Below are 19,802 nucleotides of genomic sequence, written 5' to 3' on the forward strand. Positions count from 1 at the left end.
TCCAAAAAGGAGTGTTCCTTGAAAACGGCAATCATGGAGTTGGCGGAGTTCTGCCACGCCACCACCACAGCACCCGCTGCATTCCACGCTGCGGAAAACGCGCTGCTGGACTTGCTAGGAGTCGCCGCAGCTGGAGCTTCAACGCCGGCCGGATTGGCGTCTCGTGATTCAGCCCGAGATTTATGGGGAGAAGGACCAGCGGGTCTGTGGTTTTCTAAACAACGTGTCACGGCAACGGGGGCGGCCTTCGTGAACTCCACCTATGCCGCCGCACTTGACCTCGACGATGGGCATAGAGGAGCAGCAGGACATCCGGGTGCTGCCATCATTCCAGCTGTGCTTACCGTTGGGGAGACCGTTGATTGTGATGCTGAACGCCTTTTCACTGCCATTGCTCTCGGTTACGAAGTTGCCATCAGGGTGGCTGCGTCTCGCGCTATCAGTGGTCTACGCACGACCGATAGCGGCTTGTGGTGCGGTTATGGCGTGGCGGCAGCCGCTGCCTGGCTTCAAGGCCTTCCTGTGTCGTTGATCGCTCATGCCATGGCAATTGCCGGACAGACATCGACCAGCCAATCCGCAACCGGCTGGACTCGTTTCGGTCACACCGTCAAAGAAGGCATTCCGTGGGCCACTGCCAACGCATTGAAAGCCGTCGTGTTGGCCGCTCATGGCCATCGAGGACCGTTGGACATCCTTGACGAGCCGGCACAATATGATTGCTCAAGGCTTATCGAGCGGCTCGGACGGGACTGGGCTGTAGGCCAGATTTACTTCAAGCGATATAGCTGCTGCCGCTGGGCGCACGCAGCGATCGATGCTGCACTTGAAATCAAGCAGGCGCATTTAGTGGCGCCGGAAAATATCAAGGCGATAACCGTCGAGACGTTCGAACGCGCCTTGACGCTTCCGAACCAGTACGAACCAGCGACGAACGAAGCGGCACAGTATAGCATTCCGTTCTGCGTGGCGCTCGCATTGGTTCACGGCCCCGTGTCGCTGTTGCCACTCGAGGACCGCCACCTGGTCGATGACCGAGTGTTGGCGCTTTCGCGAAAAGTCCAGTTGACCGCGGCCGAAGATTACCGGCGATCTTTTCCCCGGTCGACCCCATCGCGCGTGACGCTGACGACAGGCGCTGGCCAATATACCAAGGAGGTGATTACGCCGCTCGGCGAGCCGACGAACCCAATTTCACAGGCAGATCTGGAAGCAAAATTCGATCATCTGAGCCGTCTGCTGCCTCCGTGCCTCGGGCAAATGCAGACCATTAAACATGCCATAGCCGCCCTAGGTGTCGGCGCCGACCCTAGAGAACTTTTCGCAGCGCTCGAGTTCTCGTTGTAGTTTTGCTCCTGGGCCGCCTTTTGCTATAGGAGTCCGGAAGACTGCATCGGGCGAGGTAGCATGACAAAGGAAGAGGTCGCGGCAACGGGTACTCAGTTGCTCGACAGGGGCGTCGCGATCTTGAAGTTCCTCGGCGGTGCTGGCCAAACCGGGGCAAACATGGCTGTCATAGCTGAAGCGATGGGACTGAAGCAGTCAACTGCGCATCGCATTGTCAGTGCCTTGGAACGGCACGGCCTGATCGAACGGGAACGGAAAACGCGCCGTTATCGCCTCGGACTCGCGCTTTTTGCGCTTGGAGCGACAGCAGCCGACGGAACAGGCCTGCGTAAAGTAGCGCGCCCGGCGCTAATGCGCCTGTCCGCAGCCACAGGGGATTCTGTCTTTCTCATGGCGCGGGCGGGCTTCAATACTGTCTGTGTCGATCGCCAGCAGGGAACCTATGTCATCGACAGCCTGACGGGTCACATCGGTGGCCAAATCCCAATGGGTGTTGGTCCGGCGAGCCAGGCCATCCTGGCCTTCCTGCCTCGAGCGGAAGCTGACGTGATCATCACGACCAATGCACCGCTTTATGATCATTATAGCCATCTAAGCGTGGCTAGAGTGCGGGAAGCGGTGGCAACAATTCGGAAGCAAGGTTATGCGGTCGACCAAGGGGAGCTTGTGGCGGGCATCTCGGCAATCGCCATTCCGATACTCCCGCCTAAGCGCGATGCGATTGCCGCTCTTGCCGTCAACTTGACGAGCGCCCGCTTAACTCCGGATCGTCTCCCGCAGCTCGTCGATATGCTAAAGCAAGAAGTCCGTGAGATTGAAGCCTCTTTAAATCCACTTGATGAACCGCACTTCGGAGGCGTCGAAGCGCCATTGGAGGGGAGGTGAAAGCCCGAACGACACCTCAGCGGCGCCAGCGCATTGCAATACTGATAATTTGGCCCGGCTGAGTAATTGCTTTAGTTGCATCTTTTTAGTATTTCTCGTAAAGAGTTTAGATGCGCAACAACCGATGAGCCGCTACGATGGATGCGATTCCCACCGAAGGCTTCGACGCGGCAGTGACCCTGACAGACCATCTCGACCATCTGCCCGACAAGAAGCGCCGGGAACTCGCCCGTATTCTGCAGATCCTGTTTTTCGAGGTCGAGCAGTTCCGGTCCACCAAGCTGTCCGGAAAGAAGGCAGCGGGCAAGGTCCTCAAGGTCATCCTTTACGGCTCCTATGCCCGCGGCGACTGGGTCGAGGATCGCGCAAGCGGCTACCGCTCCGATTTTGACCTTCTCATCGTCGTCAACACCAAGAGCTTCGCCGAGGAGCACGAGCTGTGGGAGGCGCTTGAGGAACGGCTGTTGCAGGAGCAAATCAGCCACCGGATCGAAACGCCGGTGATCCCGATTGTCCACTGCCTGGCCGACGTCAACGACCAGTTGGCACGCGGGCGGCCGTTCTTCACCGACATCGGCAGGGACGGCATCATGCTCTACGAGGAACCCGGTCATCCGCTCACCCAGCCGAAGGCGCTGACACCAGAGGAGGCGAAAGCCGAGGCGCAGCGATATTTCGATCAGTGGTTTCCATTATCGCAACATTCACTAAAACTCGCGGAAACAAGTATTCAAGATCACGTCCCGCGCCATGCGGCTTTTAATCTCCATCAGGCCGCGGAGACAGCATATCACTGCGCCCTTCTCGTCCTGACGCTTTACAGCCCAAAGTCGCACCGCATCAAGGTGCTGCGCTCGCAGGCCGAAAGCACCGATGCGCGGCTAGTCGCGGCCTGGCCGCGCGATACCCGCTTTGCCCGCCGCTCATTCGAGCTGTTGTCGCGAGCCTATGTCGAGGCGCGATACTCCTCAAAATTCACGATCAGCAATGATGAACTGCAATGGCTCGTCACACACGTGAAAGACTTGCAGGCGCTAGTGGAGGAAATCTGCAAGGGCCGGCTCGGCGCGTGAGGTTTCCGCGCCCGCTGGCGATGTCGCTAACACTTGCGCCAGAGCATCATTGATAGCTCTTCAGCTATCCTTCATTTACGGCCGCCTCGGTGTAAGCGCTTCGCCACGACCCTATGGAATTTGGCTTGATATCTTGCGGAATTGCCAGGGCATGAGTTCTTCAATGCGGCTCTTGGGATGACCGTTGATGATGGCTGTCAGGGTTTCGTCGATATAGGCGACGGGGTCAACGTCGTTGAGCTTGCAGGTGGCGACGATGGAAGCCAGAAGAGCCCAGTTTTCCGCGCCGACTTCGTGACCCGCAAATAGCGCATTTTTTTCTCGTCAGAGCCACAGGTCTGATCGCGTTTTCGACTGGGTTGGTGTCCAGCTCGAGACGGCCGTCGTCAAGGAAGCTGGTTAGGCCATCCCAGTGGCTGAGTGCATAGCGGATGTCGACGGCAAGCTGGGAGCCTGAAGAGATCATCGATAATTGCTTTTCGAACCAGCGCTTGAGCGCTTCGATGATCGGCGCTGACTGTTGCCGGCGCGTGGCAAGCCTGATCTCCGGCGGAGCGCCCCGGACGGTCGCTTCGACAGCGTAGAGTGCTGCAATCTGGCGGACGGCGGTTTCGGCAATTGGCGATTTCGTATTGCGCATCTGCTTGACGAAGCGCCGACGCAAATGGCTCCAGCAATGCACGAGCACCCACGGACCCTCAGGCCGCTGGATATGGGTGAGCCGATCGTAACCATCATATCCGTCGCATTGCAGCAGACGCCCACGAAAGCCGGTCAGGAACTCTTCCGCGAAACTGCCGCTTCGCCCAGGGGCATATTTGAACAGGACGATAGGTGGATCCGCACCGCCATGGCCGCGATCATCGGAGGCGATCGCCCAAAAGTATCCCTTCTTCGTCTGTCGTCGTCCGGGATCGAGAACAGGCGCGGTCGTCTCATCCATGAATAAACGATCGGCTGAGGCCAGATGTTTGCCCATGTGCTCGCCGATCGGCTGGAGGTGGAAGCAACCGCGGCCGGTCCAATTCCCAAGGCTTGCCCGGTCGATGAGGATGCCCTGACGCTTGAAGATTTCGGCCTGCCGATAAAAGGGCAGATGGTCGCCAAACTTTGCGACGATGATCTGGGCAATCAACGCCTCGGTGGGAAGACCGCTTGGAACGACACGTTCGGGCGCATGCGCCTGGACAACTGCGCCCGAACAGCGCCGGCAAGCATATTTCGGCCGTCGCGTCACCAGGACGCGCAATTGGGCAGGAACCCTGTCGAGGCGTTCGGAGGTATCTTCGCCGATCCTGGCCATCTGTCCGCAGCCGCAGGGGCACATCGTACTCTCGGGCTCGATGACCTGCTCCACGCGCGGCAGATGCGCTGGCAAATGGCCGCGATTGCGGCGCGGCCCGTTTGGCTCTTGCCGTTTGCCCTTAATGACGGCTTCGGCCCTTTCCTGGGCGGCATCGAGAATGCCTTGCGCGATCTCGATATCTTCAAGAGGTAGATTGAACTGCTCCGGGCTCAGCTTTTCCGATTTCGCGCCGAACTTGTCGCGCCGCAGATCGCTGACGATGGCTTCCAGTCGCCGCCGTGCTTCCTCTGACTGGGCCAACGCCACCTGATGCTCGACAAGAGCAGCCTGCGTCTGCGCTAAAAGCGCCTTCAAGGCAGCGTTTTCTTCGGACAGTGACGCTTGGCTCATGCGCAATTTTAATCATATTTTCGAATGGCTTACCACATCGAACACGGTGCTGATTCAATCCGCCGCACTTATCCGGAAAGCTGCGGACGTCGCTGTCGCTCGGACCGTACGAGCCGCCAATCGAGCCCCTCGAACAGGGCTGCAAACTGAACCGGCGACATCCGCATCACGCCGTCACGGACCTGTGGCCAGACGAATTTGGTCCCCTCCAACCGCTTATGGATCAGCACCAGACCGGTCTTATCCCAGACCAGGATCTTGAGCCTGTCGGCCCGCTTCGAGCGGAATATAAACGCTGCGCCACTGAACGGATCCAGTCCGAATATTGGTTGCACCAGCGCTGCCAAACCATCGTGACCCTTACGAAAGTCGATCGGCCGCGTCGCCACGTAAACCCGAAGAGCATCTCCGCCCGCAATCATCGTGCCATCCGCGCGGCCCGGATGACGCGTGCCAGATGAGCTTCCTCAGCGTCTCGACCAGCGCGGACAATGACGTCTCCGACAACGACATCAACAATAACCCTGCCTGTAGGAGGTTCATCAACCATCAATGTCGCAAAGGCAGGCGCCGAGGTTGAACGCCCATCCACCGCAAGACGGCCATCCTGCAGGTGCTTGCGCCAATCATAAATCTGCCAGCGGGTTACGCCATAGCGACGGGCAACTTCCGAAACACGTGCACCCGCAACCAAGCTCTCCGCCGCAATCCTCATCTTCTCTGCATCCGTACGTCGGCGACGGCCGGTCGGCCCCTCGATCACGTCCATCCGTCCGACATAACCAGCGTTCGAGACGTCCAAATGGACGTCCATTTTGCTGTCTCTCGACATCCAGTCACCTCCAAACAAACAGAGGATCTTCTGACATCTTCAGCCCATTCCGAATAGAAGGGGATCAGGTAAGCGCTTACGCCTCGGTCGCAAGTTAGGCGGGTGGAAATGCTGTCTATAATCCATTCGCAGCAGCGACAGGACGTAGTCGGCGGAAGTTCTACAACCTGGATGTCGTGGCGAACTCAAAGGTCACGACAGCGACGGTTGAGAGGATGGCCATAGACGACCCTCATCCACGCGTCGCCGATTTCTTAGTGGATACAAGACGTTACCTTTCTCTAAACCGGACACTTTTGGGAGCTCTGAATGGATGTCTTGGCGCGGGCGAAGCCACGCCCTCACCAACTTGTCGTGTTTGTATTCACATAAAGAAAAAGTGTTCGCTGGTGAGACCGCTTAGGGTGACGTCCTTCAACGTGACGATGTTATTGATATCATAGGTAATTATGGTGTCATCTCCGACCTGGCTAGCCGAAGAAAGCATGGAGGCAAAGTCATCGAAGATATCTGCCGCGAAACTTATAAGGTCGTCCGACGCTGCAACGAAGTCTTCAACGACGTCCTTGCCGAAATTCGCGAGGAAGACGAACACATCGTCACCGGTCCCGCCGCGCAACATGTCATTTCCGCCGCCGCCATTGATCTGGTCGTCCCCGGAACTGCCGTTGATACGGTTTGCCAAGGCATCGCCATGGAGAAAGTCGTTAAACAGCGAACCAGCCAGAGTTTCAATCTGAGAATAGGTATCGCCGGCAGCATCCCCCGTGTTGATTGCGCTATTTGCCAGGCTGGCCTTCACTCCGACTGTAGCAGTACTGTAGGAGGCTGTATCGGATCCGCTCCCCCCAACGAGTTGGTCGGCGCCGGCGCCACCGATCAACAAATCATTGCCTGCACCGCCGTCCAAACGGTTGGTGCCTGCATTGCCGTACAGCGTGTCGGAGAAAGTCGAGCCGGCCAGGTTTTCAATTTCGGAATAGGTGTCCCCGGCAGCATCTCCGGTGTTCACCGAACTGTTCACTAAACTGACCTTAACTCCTACAGTCACGGTAGAGTAGGAAGCGGTGTCAACGCCGCTTCCTCCAACGAGCTGGTCGGCGCCAGCGCCACCGATCAACAGGTCGTTGCCTGCACTGCCGTCTAGTCGGTTGTCGCTTGCATTACCGTACAAGGTGTCGGCGAAAGTCGAACCGGTCAGGCTTTCAATGGAGGAATAGCTGTCTCCGGCAGCATCCCCGGTGTTCACCGTGCTGTTCAACAAACTGACCCTAACTCCTACAGTCGCTGTAGAGTAGGAAGCAGTGTCGACGCCGCCGCCCCCAAAGACCCGGTCGGCGCCGGCGCCACCGACCAACAGGTCATTGCCCGCGCTGCCGTCCAGTCGGTTGGAGCTTGCATTGCCGTACAGCATGTCAGCGAAAGTCGAACCAGCCAGAGTTTCAATCTGAGAATAGGTATCGCCGGCAGCATCCCCCGTGTTGATTGCGCTATTTGCCAGGCTGGCCTTCACTCCGACTGTAGCAGTACTGTAGGAGGCTGTATCGGATCCGCTCCCCCCAACGAGTTGGTCGGCGCCGGCGCCACCGATCAACAAATCATTGCCTGCACCGCCGTCCAAACGGTTGGTGCCTGCATTGCCGTACAGCGTGTCGGAGAAAGTCGAGCCGGCCAGGTTTTCAATTTCGGAATAGGTGTCCCCGGCAGCATCTCCGGTGTTCACCGAACTGTTCACTAAACTGACCTTAACTCCTACAGTCACGGTAGAGTAGGAAGCGGTGTCAACGCCGCTTCCTCCAACGAGCTGGTCGGCGCCAGCGCCACCGATCAACAGGTCGTTGCCTGCACTACCGTTCAAACGGTTGGCGACTGCGTTGCCGTACAGCGTATCAGCGAAAGTCGAACCGGTCAGGCTTTCAATGGAGGAATAGCTGTCTCCGGCAGCATCTCCGGTGTTCCCCGCGCTGTTTGCCAGGTTTACTACCACGGCAGCACGGGCAGTCTCGTATGAGGCGGTGTCCGCACCTGTACCGCCAACTAATCGATCGCCACCGGTCCCGCCGAACAACACGTCGTTTCCTGCACCGCCGTCAAGAGAATCATTTCCGGCATTGCCCCAAAGGCTATTGCTCATCTCGTTGCCGACAATCGTATCGTTGCCGGAGCCTGCCTGAACATTCTCGATCAACGACGCAAGGTTGTTGTGATAAAGAAGCGCGTTGAAAATGTTACCGCGAGCATAGCCGTTATTCGGGCCACCGTTCAGATCGGCCAGCTGGCTCTGAGAAAAGACCGAGTAGCCGCCTGGTCGCAGGTCGATTTTAATGCGCGTGGTATAGGCGCTCAGATCATAGGTGTCGACACCGCCGCCATCCCAGATTGTTGCGAGGATCCTGTTGTCATCGGGCGTGATGGCCGCGATCCCGTTGACATAGGTGACGCCTTCATTCGGCTTCCATTTATAAACCGTATTGCCACTGTTGGTTGTATAATCCGCACCATACATTTCTTGTAAGGCGGCGATGTCAAGCATCATGAAGGTTTGTGGCGCGCCATTCTGCTCGTACTTGTAGCCACTTGCGTCGTCTCCGATATACGTGCGGTAAGTCATGATCGTATATTCGATAGAATCGTAAGCGCTGGGCACAATCGTCGGGTTGATATCCGGTTCATGACCATGTTTCAGCCCGAGAGCGTGACCCAATTCGTGCGCCAACGTATGTCCCGCATAGTTGCCGAACTCCGGCAGGCGATAATCACTTTCTGTGCCTGCATATTCCGTCCCGAACCAGACATCGCCGCCCCAGCTATCTGTGCTTGGATAATAGGCTCCTGCAGTCGGGAGACTGGGGTGGGACGACTGTGCGAATCGCAGCGACGCGGTGTCCACGTGCCCGATCACAAAATTGGCGTTAGTAAATCCCTCTACTGAGAAACCGTCATTCGCCGTGTTTCCAGAGGATTGTTCCATAAGAAACAGAGCAAATGATCTCTGCTGCGAGGAAATTGAAGAGAAACCGTAGTCTTTCTCACCATCATACGAGTACGATGTCGAGCTGGTGGGAAACGCATAGGTTATCGTTCCATCCCACGCATAGCCGCTAATAAGCCCGTCAATTCTCTGGTCTCCCGTCAAGCTTACGCTCTTTGTCGAAGTGACAACGCCCGTCATCGAATCCCGCCCTTTTAATCATCCACCGTGCGTTATGTCGGTTCGATTTTCTGCTCGCAATAGCAAAAAATCGCCATTAGCAAACCACACTTCATTAAGTGCCCACGTTGCGTGAAGCGCCGTCATCGAAGCTATGGTGCTTATGAGGCTTGTTTCCACGAGAAACAGGATTTTCCTGTTCAACCAACACCACTTCACTCTTCCAGACCAGGACGTTGGCAGCAGCAATGCTTTTAGCAGGCCCCGATCGGCACGACCGGATGAACGTGTTTCGTTCTTGCCTTTAGCCTGGGTTGGCGCTAACCCGCAGTCAATCTGTCGCTGATCAACTTCGAGCTACTCAGGCGGACATGTCGCTAATGAGGAGGCGGCATTAGAAAATCGACTGGCAGTTTCCGCTCGCTAAGCATTTGTTTTAGGCTATATGCCGTAATCGATGACCACCAGCAGCAAGAGCACAGAGACTATTAGCATGGTCCAATTACCGCGATCATCAATTTAGCACTGTAGGACTGCCATTCCATTTGCCATATCCTCAAATTGGGAGACGTTGTAGCGCTAGGAAACACTGAGCGGAACCGGCTACAGGGGCGATGTTCCGTCGCAGGGTCAATCGTCGTTGCTATTCGCCGACCGGACGCTCCTCCACCCGGGTCACGACCTGGTCGCCGACGGCACGTGCGCACTTGCTTAGGACGGTGCCAACCGCGCCCGACCGGATCCCGGGTGGAGTAGAGCCTCGGCCTCGGCACCAAGCCTATCCCGACGCCTATGTCGAACGAGCTGGCCGATCCGGCTAACGCGGTGATCACATGCTATTCGGATCCCTACATCAAGATCAGCGCAACGGAAGCCGGCAATCTGCTGGCTTGACCATCCACGCATCATTTTGCCGCGGCGCTTCGTTTCCAACGCCTCAAGATCGCCGAGCAGCCCGGCTCGCCGCGAGTTCACCAGGAAAGCGAATTTGTCATGAAGCGAGGATACGCCTGGTACATAACGATCAGCTCATCGACCCGTTTCCAATCGATGTGACCCTCCTGATAGGGTCGCAATTCCGACTGGTGAATTCCGCCCGTTACGAGCACGGCATCAATTCCCGAGCGGTTTGCGCCGAGGACATCTGTGTTCAATCCGTCCCCTATGCAGACTACGGAAGGGGTGGGCATAGCCAGAACGCCGAGTGCCTTTGCATAAGCCTGCCGATGCGGCTTTCCGAAATAACATGCCTTTCCGCCGATTGCCTCGTAGCGTGCGGCAATCGCGCCAGCGCATTCCAGGCGCCGGTCGCCGATCAGCACCTGCAAATCAGGATTGGCGCAGATCATTGGCAGTGCTCGATCATGGCAGGCATGCAGCAGCGCCTCCCTTTCGGCAAGGGTTTGCTCCTCGAGCGTTCCGGTGACCACTACGAAGTCGGCGTCCTTCACTGCCGGGACGGCACGTTTGCCTGTTCCCGCCATTAATTTCGACAGCACTTTTGGACCCATATGATAAAAACGCCTTCCCAACTGCAGGCGCCCGCCGCTTTCAGTTCCAGATAGGGCTTCGAAGACCAATTCACCGGACGTGATCAACCCGTCATAGAACGCGTCGGAAATCCCCATCCCGAGGAGATGGTCTGATACCTCCTGTTTGCGGCGCGGCGAGTTCGACAAGAGAACGACGCGTTTGCCGCGCGCAATCAGATGAGCAAGGCAGTCGATTGCTCCGGCAAAAGCAGTTTCGCCATTGTGGACCACGCCGAACAAATCGATAATGAAACCGTCGTACGCTTCCGAAAGTTCGGAAATACCCGTGAGAAGAGTTGGCCTAGCGAATGCCATCGCGCTTTGCGTCCTCATGTTGTTTGCCTGAGCCTGATGGTCGCCGCCACTCGGCAAGAAGGTATGACGTGGTTGTGCAAAGGACCAGAGCGCCGCCCAGGACAGTTGCGATTTTCGGGCGATCGTCAAAGAACAGCCATACCCATAACGGCGAAAGTGGCGCTTCCAACGTCGTGATCAATGCGACCTGAGTGCTTGGTAGGCTTCGAGCCCCAACACTGAAGAGGATCAGGCCAACCCCCATTTGAAACAGGCCGAAACACGCAAGGATCGCCAACTCCCGAAGAGACACCGTCAGGGATGTCGCCATCAATGCGGCAAAGACCGTTGTCATGAGGTTGGAAAGTATGACTACGCCAACGACGGAACGGCCCTGGTAAAGGCGAAGGGCGACCGCCATCAGCGCCATCGTAACCGTCATTACAACAGCAAGCATGTCGCCAATCAGGCCCGCCTCGGACGCAGAGGCCGAGCCCCAAAAGATCACGACCGCGCCCGTAAATACACCAACGCAAGCCGCCGCTGAACGCGCCGAGAGTGGTTCGTCGATCAGCAGCCGAGACATTAGTGCGATGACAAGTGGAAGTGTTGCAAAGATCAACGCGACATTTGCAACGGAGGTGTGTCGGAGGGCGGAAATGAAAGCCAGCATCGCTGCTGCCGACAGAATTGAGGCGACCAGTCCCAGGCGGCCGATTGAAATCGTTTCGTAAATCAGGACGCGCTCGCCTCTCAGGAGTGTGAAGCCGGCCACGAAGATCACACCGAAGAGGCTGCGCCAAAAGAGGATTGTCCAAGTCTGCGTGGCAAGCATATGCATGAAAAGACCGGCGGTGCTCCAAAAAGCGGTCGCCCCCAAGATGTAGAAAGCCGCCCTCCTCTGGCTCGTCATCATCGGTCCTGGTCCTCTGCTCCGACAGGTGAATTGGCGTAGCGGCGCCGGCAACCGGCGCCTAAACGCAGCAGAATCTCTTGGGGATTTGTTTGCGCAGCGCGCGCCAAATCGTCGATCAGCAGGTGCGGACCGATAACTTCGACACCGATACCCGGCCGGCAAAGGCTTTCAGGAACGTCAGTTAGGTCGACCGTCACATATTCCATTGCCACACGACCGATGAGTGGCGCTTGATGCGGACCGATGCTGACGGAAATTCGGTTCCCCGCAGCGAAGGGAAAGCCATGCGAATAGCCGAGCGCCAAAGTGCCGATACGCGTGACGCGCGACGTCGTAAATGTTGCGCCATAGCCGACGGCTTCACGCGCGCAGGCGGTTTGAACCGCCACGAGTGGAGCCCGGAGCCTGACGACCGGACGAATTGGGCTCGGATCGACCGTCGGCATTTTCAGGCCATAAAGCGCCGATCCGGCGCGAATGATATCAAAGTGAAAGCGCCGGCCGAGCCAGATCGCCGCCGACGCGCCAAGGCTTCTTCCTCGTGGCCGCAAGATTTCGCACATCGAAACGAAGCGGTTCCATTGCAGCGCGTTTGTCGCCGCTTCGCGCGTCTCGGCACAAGCAAGATGGCTTAGCGCGACAGTCGGGAAATGCGTCTGTGTTTGCGCCAGTCTGCGGACGTCGTCGAAGGTCAAGCCGAACCTGTGAAATCCGGTTTCCAGATTGACCGCATAAGAAGCCCTTTCGGCAGACAGAGCGGCACAGGTCGCATCCTCCAGTGAGTTGCACACGGGCACCAGCCGTCGCTCATGATAAGGGGTCGGATCTGCGGCATAGTCCGGCGCCAATACGTAGATCGCTGCACGTGGCAAGATGCGTCGCAGCTTCTCGGCCTCACTCAGATCGGCCACGAAATAGGATCGGCAGCCTGCGACAGCCAGGCCGCCGGCAACTGCTTCCAGCCCGAGGCCATAGGCATCGCTCTTGACCACAGCCGACACGGTCGCCGCAGTCAGAGCGGTCAAAACCCGGAAGTTCCACCCAATGGCACACAGGTCAATTTCCAACTCCGGCTCTGAAGAGGACATCTCGCGTCATCGCTTACAATTATTACGAGCTTTAATTTTGTATTGCAATTTTTAGGAAAGGCAAGCATATTTCTACCATAGAGGATACTCGATCACGATTGATCGCAATGAGAGCAATGATAGGTGGAGGATTGGCAATGCAAAAAGTAATGCGACCGGTAAGAATATTGATCGTCGGCAGCGGCGTGCTAGGAGGCGATGTGTTGGATCTTCTCACGCAAAGCAGCGCGCATTATCAGATCATGGTGGGCGCACGACGGCCCGAGAACGCTCTGCTGCGCGTCAATCTCGCTCTCTACACGGCCATGAATCTTGGGCATACCTCGAATGTAGTCGTCGTGCCAATGGATCTCATGAATGTCGAAGCAACCGCCGCAGAAATCGGGAAGCTGAGGCCGGACATCATATTCAACGCGACCACTCTCCATTCATGGTGGGTGATCACCAAGCTGCCGAAGGAAGCCTATGAGCGCGTGGATAGAGCACGTGGCGGCGTGTGGACGCCGATGCACATGGTGCTTATCCGCCGGCTGATGAAAGCTGTCCGGCTAGCAGAAAGTAACGCTATCGTCGTCAACGCGTCCTATCCCGATGTCGTCAATGCGGCACTCGCCGCCGAAGGCCTGGCGCCTGCCGTCGGCATCGGAAACATCGCCAACGCCGTTCCTGGTGTTCGCCTTGCTGCAGCCTATCTTCTGGGGCGCGATCCGGCGTCGATCGACGTGCGTTTCTTTGCCCATCACTACCTGAGTTACCGCATGCCGAGCACGGGAACGGCCGCGGGTGCTCCATATCATTTGACCGTTTACGCCGATGGAATGGAAGTCTCGCCCGACGATCTTGATCATGAAACACTCTTCAGCCATGTCGCGGGCCGCTTCCGCCGCATCAAGGGTCTGGCCGGGCAGTCCGTGACGGCATCCTCGGCGACTGCCATGCTGCATGCGGTCGCGCGACGAAAGGGGGACGTCGTTCACGGCCCTGGCCCCCTCGGGCTTGTCGGAGGCTATCCGGTGCGGGTTTCCAAGAACGGATTCTTGGTCGAGTTGCCGAACGGACTAACGCTCGACGATGCCATCGACATCAACCGTCGATGCCAGCGTTTCGACGGCATCGAGGCGGTTGATGTCGACGGGACGGTGCACATAGTGGAAGAGTCCGCCGAAATAATGCGCGAAACCCTCGGCTATAACTGCAACGCATTCAGACCGGACGAATGCGAGGATCGGGCACATGAGCTTGCCACGCGTTTCGCTGAATATGCCCGACGTTCCGGTCAGGCAGACCTGACATCCGCATGACGCCTGATCGGGTTCCCCGCGGCATAATCGTGGTAGGCATTCGCGGCGGGGCGCCCGACAGAGAGTGCAGCCTCCATCGAGCGACAATCGAACACGAAAGAAAACGCAGTCTGTGTTGGTTCGCTGACGGAGAAAGACTTGCATATCGCGTCCGGCGCACCGGAGGTGTCGCTCAACGCCCGCTGAACGCCTGCTTTACCGTCAAGCAAGGGCCGCAGGCGGTTGAGGGCAAGCAGGCGGGCCTGGCTCGATGGATAGACTGCGGCCGCGACGTCCACGTTCTCGTGCGGCAAGACGGGAGCTGTCAAAGGATGATTGGTATGGACGATAGCCGGTCCCTCAAGAGAAACCACGCCTGCCTTGGGAGAGATCTCGACACCTCCGACAGCGCCCGTCTCGTCCCCGAACAAATAGCAGCGGCCGCCCATGTGATCGATCGATCGCAAGACAGCGATGGCATCACCTACCCGTCTCTGCCTGATGATCAGGCGCCTGGCAACCAAGCTCGGGATGCCGGTTGCCGAGCGGTCCATCATCAAGTCATTGGTGACGAAAGCAAAGCCACAGCTGTTGAAGCCGACCCAGCCAAGCGTACCCGGCGACGTGACCATTGTGCATTGAAGACCGCGCTCACAATACGAGATGAGAACAAGCTGCTCCTCGGTACCGACCGGCGCGTCCCAGTTCTGGCCGACAACCGCGCCTGCAGATGTCGAGACCGCCACGCTCGTGCAGCCCTTCGCCGCCGGTTCATCAAAAAACTCGAAACCGTTTAGGCAATAGATCTCGAGCGGAGAAAATCCAGCACCGGCCGCAATCCCCTCAATTTCTGCAACAATCTGCGGCTGGTGGCTTTGAAGATATGTCCACGACGCTCCGGCGACTTTTTCCGCAGCGCTCCACCCCGCCTGTCCCACTTTTTCCCGGAGCGAGTTGACGGCCACTCTGATCGGAGAGGAGAAGAGAGAGCCATGCTGACGACCGCGCTCGAATGGAGAGCCATACAAAACTACGATAGGAAGGCGTCGCGACATGAAAACCCGAATAACATAGCAAATTTCCCCCATATTATGAGATATATTCGCCATGCGTCCATAATACGCAATTTTGAGTGGTACGAAAGTTACGCACACGGTACACATATCAACGCGGCATTCCGGCGGCAGCGTTGCTGTCCAAGCCGATTGCGACACAGTCATACTTCAGAGGAAATTTTCTGCTCAACGGAGTGATCTGGCGTGAACAGGATTCTAGCCAACCTCATGTTTGATTTTCTCAAGGCATGCGACGCAGCGCAGGCGTGCAACGAATTGACGGATCTCGTCGGCAAACTGGTAACAGAACTCGGTTTCGAGTGCTTCGTGATGGCAGCATTGCCTCTTCGCCATGAACGGTTGGAGGGTTGCTTTTTGCTCAATGGGTGGCCTGAAAAATGGTTCGAGAGGTACCTTCGCAAGAACTTTATCCACCGCGATCCGGTCGTCGATCTGGTCAAACGAAACGACAAGCCGATCATTTGGTCGAAGGCCATCGATGACCGGGGGCTCACGCCGAAAGCGCGGCAGATCATGAAGGAGGCGGCCCGCTTCGGGTTGGCGGATGGTCTTACCATTCCCCTCCACTCCAATGCAGGGCTGGATGGTGTCTTCTCACTCGTGGGCCCACGCTTAGATATTTCCGCCGAAGAGAACAACCTCTTGCAAATTGTTGCCTCGAGCGCCTATGCGCGGCTTCTCGAATTCAAGGGCATCAAAAACAGAGTCCGCAAATCTGTGTCCGTGACGCGCAGCGAGAGCGAATGCCTTGCCTGGTGCGCAGCGGGTAAGACGGATTTGGAAATTGGCTGGATCACCGGCCGCTCGCAAAGGACGGTACAGAAGCACCTGCAAAATCTCCAGCTGAAATTGCAGGCCAAAAATCGTGCTCAATTGATCGCCGAAGCCTTCCGGCAGGGCCTTCAGCGATAAAAACTACGACAATTTGCGAATAGTTTTGGAGAACCGACGGTTGTAAACTTACGGCGTGCGACCTGAGGTGACTTTATGCTCCAAATTATCCATGGCAAGCAGGCCAACGACCAAGCGCTCATGGAGCCCATTTGGCGTTATCGCCATCGCCGTTTTGTCGACGAGCTAGGCTGGGAGGCAGTGCGCCGCGCCGATGAATGCGAGCGGGATGCCTTTGACACGTCCCACACCATTCATCTCGTTCTAACCCACGGCCACGACATCATCGGCTATTCGCGGCTGCTCCCCACAAACTTGCCGCACCTTCTCTCTGAGATTTATCCTGAGCTCTTGCAAGGAAGACCGTACCCCTGTGGCCCACGCGTTTTCGAATGGGGACGATGTGCAGCCGAAAAGGTGGCTCCACGGATTGATAACGTCGCGGCCGTGGACGTGTTGATGACCGGCGTTCTGGAGTACCTCGTGCATGTTGGCGCCGAGGCTGTGATCATCGAGGCGCATCCCAAGCTTGTCGAGATGATGAAGGGTAGAGGCTACCCTGTCCAGTATCTTTGCAAGCCAGCGCTCTACAATGGCGAGACGATCGTTGCAGCCGCAGTTTACCCATCAGCAACGGTGCTTCAACGTCATCGATTGGCTTATGGCATAACGCAATCTTTGCTCCCACCCAACCTTCAAAGGGGGCTGCGTCGCGTCCGCGAACGACATGTCGATCATCAGCCGAACTGGAAAGACTCAATTCGTGGCGCGGCGCAGGAAATCACTGATGGATGCAGCTAGCGCCGAGCGCTTCATCAAGGCAATGGTGCACGACAAGACCCAGAACCTTCTAAGGATCGTGGAGGAAGTCTATCGCCGTTATCCACCGAATGAAGACCTGGAGTTCATACGATATCTGCTGGGAATGATAGTTCTCGAAACAGACGACGGAAATGGCAAGGACAAGCGCTAACGGTCAAACAGTTGCAGGCGGCAGCAACCTCGGAATGAACCAGCCGTTTTAAGATCTGATCTTAAAGTTCTTTGCAATCGTGGGTTTCGTTGTTAAACTGAAACGGAGACGACGCTGTTCGTCTTGGGGCGTGGAAACCCCTTTTGATTGATAACACGCTTTTTGAGCGACTACTTCGTGACCTTTCGGGTCGGGGAGCCTGTGGAGTATGCAAAAGGCCTTCGGGCTAAAGTCCACAGGGGCTGAGTCAAAACGGCTTTCCAACTCCCCGACTGCTAGATCCGCCAGGACTTCTGGCTGTGGGAGCTCATATATGGCAAAGAATTACCACCTTGAAGGGCCGGCATTTCCGGTTGAGGAAACAGCCAGCAACCCGGTCTCACTTCACCCCGTCGATCAAGAGGTCGGAAAACGCATTCGCGTACGACGCCAGCAATTGCGAATTTCTCAGGCCGCGCTCGGTGCCGGCGTCGGCGTTTCTTTCCAGCAAATTCAAAAATACGAGCGAGGCGCTAACCGCGTCAGCTCTTCCGTTCTCTATGAGATTGCCGCGGTCCTTGACGTACCGATGGCCTATTTCTTCGAGACGCTTTCGAAGCCCGGTTGCGGCAGCAGTGCAGCATTGAGTCGCAAGGCCGAAATACGTGAGGAATTCATAGCGACTGACGAGGGTCAACGGCTAGTGGATACGTTCATGGCGATACCGAAGAAGATGCGCCCGAAGTTCATTTCTCTCCTGGCCACGTTCAGCAGCGCGAACGACTGAATCGCCGTTATAATCAGGGCCCACTGAACGTGTAGCGATGGGCCCATTTTATCGCAGCCGTCAGCTACAGAGAGTCTGGTGGCGCCCGTCTCCGGCGTTCCTCCGCCATTCCAAACGCTGCGTCAACGATGGCTTTTTGACCCGTCGAAACCATCTAACGGGTGCCAGGCGGGAGTTCCTACCATATTTGTGCTCCGGCCCCGCTCACAAACTTTCTCGCCACCGCCGCGACACGTTGAGGTCAACACGGCGCCGAACTGGACTTGAAAGCGCGGCCGAAGCTTCCCTCATGCGCCTCTGCAAACCAGGCTTGCCAATGCAGGATTCCGCACTCGTCATCAACTGTACGAGGCAAAGGACGCAACAATGTCGCCGGCGGTTGCGCAGGATATGACTTCCCGACAAACTAAGGAGGTAACATTGTCATGGCAACTGACGATCGATCAACATGGAAATCTGAAACCTTTGGGCACGCCGCCGAAACTCATGTCTTTGCGTCGAACCCGTGCTACCTCGTTGAGCAGATTTCCTTGCCGATCTCGAATCTCGCTCGGATGGTCAATGGCGACGGGACGGAACGGACGCTCATCTTCGATGAAGGCAAGGCAATTGTTCGGGGCATCGAGGGGGGCCTCCTGTTATGGGTCGGTGCGAGCAATCTCGTCGTCCGCCACGCTCTTCAGCTACTGCTTGAGAGTGGCCTCTTTCGCGCAAGGTCGGACGCGCAGCTGGAGATCTCTTGGTATTTAAGTGTCGGCAAGCCCTTTGCGGTGATCGAGGGGCTGTTTGCAACGCCCCGCGACGACGGTGCCAGATGCACGTCGTGAAGCCATACGTGCCTGGGGTGATCGATGGCATCCGGCTGCGCATAAGACACTGGCCCGACACGCGTTTCTATTGCTTATCCGTCGACGCCATTGGCCACGCTCCCGTGTATCTGCACTGGGGATGTGGTTGAAGCTTTTATAGGGCAGAGTTCTCGATTTGACTCACTCCCAACTATCCCGTTTCTGGTAGCCGCATTGGCAACCCTGCGCGCGAGAGCAAGCAATGCCCCCATATTCAGCGCACGCGCGGACGAACTCTTTTAGGTCGCCAGCCCAACGACAACCCCGTGCACCCTAGGCGCCGCATACCTGCGTCTAGGTCTGGGACAACCTCTGTATAATTTCGCGAGGTATTAGTCGAATGATAGGTTCGCTTTCGTCGCCTCAAACACCCCCCCAACCCCAGGGAGGCGATTTTCGGCTTCGGTGTCTCCCTCTGTTTCACCGTGGTCGGCGGATATGACATCCGCGTTGACCGCCTCGTTGACCGGGGCGGTCTTTTTTTGAGTTGATGTCGGCGCGTGACACTCAAGAAAATTCCGCTTATGCGGTCTGAGGATCGAACACTCGGAGCGGATCAATCCGCCTCTACGATTTCGAAATCTATTTGGAGCCTGCCAATGACGACTGCAGCCTCGTTTATCCCGAGAAGGCGTGACGGCTGCCCAATCTTTAAAGTTATTCCAGATTCGAGATTGCGGAAGTTCAAGACGATGGTCGATGAAGGACCCCAATCTATAGATCCGGACGCTGCCTATCGCGGCGACAAACCCCTGAGAAGGGCCCCTGGAACCAATAACGCGTCACGACATTCTTCCTCCCACAAGGAGATGCCAAATGACGTATGATCCTGAAAAACCAAAGCTTGGTCGTAGGTTTCGAACCGGACCGGTTGATTTTCGCCGCACGAATTGGGTGACATGGATTGCAGCAGCAGGGTTGATTGCGATTGGCGCTTTCGCTCTCACCCAGTGGTCTAGCTCGCCCGACACTGATCCAGAGACCACCGCTTCGACGAGCAATTCCGAAACCGCGCCGGCTCCAGCAACGCCGTCAGCCCCGACAGACAACAATGCCGCGCCTGCTCCCGTCACGCCGCCTGCAGGCACGCCGCAACAGTAAGTCTGAACTTGCCGCGCGGTCGGGCGCCACTGCGGCGGATCATAGCGACGAAG

The 19,802-nt window shown here is 57.1% G+C and carries 17 protein-coding genes and 1 pseudogene; 10 read left to right on the forward strand and 8 right to left on the reverse strand.

Going from position 1 to position 19,802, the window contains the following annotated elements:
- Window positions 1-18 precede the first annotated feature (18 nt).
- The 3 genes from AM571_RS15565 to AM571_RS15575 all read left to right on the forward strand — a co-directional run bounded on the left by AM571_RS15565 (window position 19) and on the right by AM571_RS15575 (window position 3,305).
- Window positions 19-1,347, forward strand: a complete 1,329-nt coding sequence (locus AM571_RS15565; protein WP_237358495.1) for an MmgE/PrpD family protein — start codon at window positions 19-21, stop codon at window positions 1,345-1,347.
- Window positions 1,348-1,467: 120 nt separating this feature from the next.
- Window positions 1,468-2,232, forward strand: a complete 765-nt coding sequence (locus AM571_RS15570; RefSeq protein ID WP_237358496.1) for an IclR family transcriptional regulator — start codon at window positions 1,468-1,470, stop codon at window positions 2,230-2,232.
- 137 nt (window positions 2,233-2,369) lie between these two features.
- The gene (locus tag AM571_RS15575; protein WP_074062187.1) at window positions 2,370-3,305 is read left to right on the forward strand and encodes a HEPN domain-containing protein; all 936 of its coding nucleotides are present in this window, start codon (window positions 2,370-2,372) and stop codon (window positions 3,303-3,305) included.
- Window positions 3,306-3,416: 111 nt separating this feature from the next.
- On the opposite strand, the pseudogene tnpC reads toward AM571_RS15575, so the two are convergent.
- From tnpC to alr, 7 genes and pseudogenes are all read right to left on the reverse strand, one after another.
- Window positions 3,417-5,001: pseudogene (gene tnpC / locus AM571_RS15580) on the reverse strand (IS66 family transposase).
- A 68-nt stretch (window positions 5,002-5,069) separates the two neighbouring features.
- Window positions 5,070-5,423, reverse strand: a complete 354-nt coding sequence (gene tnpB, locus AM571_RS15585) for an IS66 family insertion sequence element accessory protein TnpB (RefSeq protein WP_074062188.1) — start codon at window positions 5,421-5,423, stop codon at window positions 5,070-5,072.
- Window positions 5,420-5,815, reverse strand: coding sequence for a transposase (locus AM571_RS35705; RefSeq protein ID WP_237358497.1), 396 nt, complete (start codon window positions 5,813-5,815; stop codon window positions 5,420-5,422). Before AM571_RS35705 ends, tnpB begins: the two co-directional genes overlap by 4 nt.
- Before the next feature lie 382 nt (window positions 5,816-6,197).
- The gene (locus AM571_RS38180; RefSeq protein ID WP_335727718.1) at window positions 6,198-8,969 is read right to left on the reverse strand and encodes a M10 family metallopeptidase; all 2,772 of its coding nucleotides are present in this window, start codon (window positions 8,967-8,969) and stop codon (window positions 6,198-6,200) included.
- A gap of 986 nt (window positions 8,970-9,955) precedes the next feature.
- On the reverse strand, window positions 9,956-10,831 hold the full coding sequence (locus AM571_RS15600) for a TIGR01459 family HAD-type hydrolase (RefSeq protein WP_074062190.1): 876 nt from the start codon (window positions 10,829-10,831) through the stop codon (window positions 9,956-9,958).
- Entirely contained in the window at window positions 10,818-11,726 is a 909-nt protein-coding gene (locus AM571_RS15605; protein WP_074062191.1) for a DMT family transporter, read from the reverse strand. Before AM571_RS15605 ends, AM571_RS15600 begins: the two co-directional genes overlap by 14 nt.
- Window positions 11,723-12,751: an alanine racemase gene (gene alr, locus AM571_RS15610; protein ID WP_237358498.1), complete on the reverse strand. Its 1,029-nt coding sequence runs from the start codon at window positions 12,749-12,751 to the stop codon at window positions 11,723-11,725. The genes AM571_RS15605 and alr overlap by 4 nt, the downstream gene beginning before the upstream one ends.
- Window positions 12,752-12,951: 200 nt before the next feature.
- Between alr and AM571_RS15615 the strand changes: the two genes are divergently transcribed.
- On the forward strand, window positions 12,952-14,115 hold the full coding sequence (locus AM571_RS15615; RefSeq protein WP_074062193.1) for a hypothetical protein: 1,164 nt from the start codon (window positions 12,952-12,954) through the stop codon (window positions 14,113-14,115).
- Here AM571_RS15615 and AM571_RS15620 read toward each other — a convergent pair.
- Window positions 14,091-15,314, reverse strand: coding sequence for a C45 family autoproteolytic acyltransferase/hydolase (locus AM571_RS15620; RefSeq protein WP_081377100.1), 1,224 nt, complete (start codon window positions 15,312-15,314; stop codon window positions 14,091-14,093). The two genes, AM571_RS15615 and AM571_RS15620, sit on opposite strands and share 25 nt — an antisense overlap.
- Before the next feature lie 63 nt (window positions 15,315-15,377).
- Between AM571_RS15620 and AM571_RS15625 the strand changes: the two genes are divergently transcribed.
- The 6 genes from AM571_RS15625 (at window position 15,378) to AM571_RS36325 (ending at window position 19,749) form a co-directional block, all read left to right on the forward strand.
- A complete protein-coding gene (locus AM571_RS15625) occupies window positions 15,378-16,082 on the forward strand; it encodes a helix-turn-helix transcriptional regulator (protein WP_081377101.1) in 705 nt (234 codons plus the stop codon).
- Between the two features lie 120 nt (window positions 16,083-16,202).
- A complete protein-coding gene (locus AM571_RS15630) occupies window positions 16,203-16,862 on the forward strand; it encodes an acyl-homoserine-lactone synthase (RefSeq protein ID WP_237358561.1) in 660 nt (219 codons plus the stop codon).
- A complete protein-coding gene (locus AM571_RS15635; RefSeq protein WP_074062197.1) occupies window positions 16,849-17,034 on the forward strand; it encodes a hypothetical protein in 186 nt (61 codons plus the stop codon). Before AM571_RS15630 ends, AM571_RS15635 begins: the two co-directional genes overlap by 14 nt.
- A 208-nt stretch (window positions 17,035-17,242) precedes the next feature.
- Window positions 17,243-17,800 (forward strand): helix-turn-helix domain-containing protein, encoded by a 558-nt coding sequence (locus AM571_RS15640; RefSeq protein WP_237358500.1) that lies wholly within the window; start codon window positions 17,243-17,245, stop codon window positions 17,798-17,800.
- 425 nt (window positions 17,801-18,225) lie between these two features.
- Complete coding sequence (gene rctB, locus AM571_RS15645; protein ID WP_074062199.1) at window positions 18,226-18,627, forward strand: SMa0974 family conjugal transfer regulator; 402 nt, start codon at window positions 18,226-18,228, stop codon at window positions 18,625-18,627.
- Between the two features lie 837 nt (window positions 18,628-19,464).
- Complete coding sequence (locus AM571_RS36325) at window positions 19,465-19,749, forward strand: hypothetical protein (protein WP_155774460.1); 285 nt, start codon at window positions 19,465-19,467, stop codon at window positions 19,747-19,749.
- Window positions 19,750-19,802 lie beyond the last annotated feature (53 nt).

It is taken from the genome of Rhizobium etli 8C-3, assembly GCF_001908375.1.
Lineage (GTDB): Bacteria > Pseudomonadota > Alphaproteobacteria > Rhizobiales > Rhizobiaceae > Rhizobium > Rhizobium etli_B.

What these genes read in the sequence shown, in the direction of transcription:
- AM571_RS15575 (WP_074062187.1), top strand. Translation starts at nt 2,370, where the DNA reads ATGGATGCGATTCCCACCGAAGGCTTCGACGCGGCAGTGACCCTGACA.
- tnpB (WP_074062188.1), bottom strand. Translation starts at nt 5,423, where the DNA reads ATGATTGCGGGCGGAGATGCTCTTCGGGTTTACGTGGCGACGCGGCCG.
- AM571_RS35705 (WP_237358497.1), bottom strand. Translation starts at nt 5,815, where the DNA reads ATGGACGTCCATTTGGACGTCTCGAACGCTGGTTATGTCGGACGGATG.
- AM571_RS15600 (WP_074062190.1), bottom strand. Translation starts at nt 10,831, where the DNA reads ATGGCATTCGCTAGGCCAACTCTTCTCACGGGTATTTCCGAACTTTCG.
- AM571_RS15605 (WP_074062191.1), bottom strand. Translation starts at nt 11,726, where the DNA reads ATGATGACGAGCCAGAGGAGGGCGGCTTTCTACATCTTGGGGGCGACC.
- AM571_RS15615 (WP_074062193.1), top strand. Translation starts at nt 12,952, where the DNA reads ATGCAAAAAGTAATGCGACCGGTAAGAATATTGATCGTCGGCAGCGGC.
- AM571_RS15620 (WP_081377100.1), bottom strand. Translation starts at nt 15,314, where the DNA reads ATGACTGTGTCGCAATCGGCTTGGACAGCAACGCTGCCGCCGGAATGC.
- AM571_RS15625 (WP_081377101.1), top strand. Translation starts at nt 15,378, where the DNA reads ATGTTTGATTTTCTCAAGGCATGCGACGCAGCGCAGGCGTGCAACGAA.
- AM571_RS15630 (WP_237358561.1), top strand. Translation starts at nt 16,203, where the DNA reads ATGGAGCCCATTTGGCGTTATCGCCATCGCCGTTTTGTCGACGAGCTA.
- AM571_RS15635 (WP_074062197.1), top strand. Translation starts at nt 16,849, where the DNA reads ATGGATGCAGCTAGCGCCGAGCGCTTCATCAAGGCAATGGTGCACGAC.
- AM571_RS15640 (WP_237358500.1), top strand. Translation starts at nt 17,243, where the DNA reads ATGCAAAAGGCCTTCGGGCTAAAGTCCACAGGGGCTGAGTCAAAACGG.
- rctB (WP_074062199.1), top strand. Translation starts at nt 18,226, where the DNA reads ATGGCAACTGACGATCGATCAACATGGAAATCTGAAACCTTTGGGCAC.
- AM571_RS36325 (WP_155774460.1), top strand. Translation starts at nt 19,465, where the DNA reads ATGACGTATGATCCTGAAAAACCAAAGCTTGGTCGTAGGTTTCGAACC.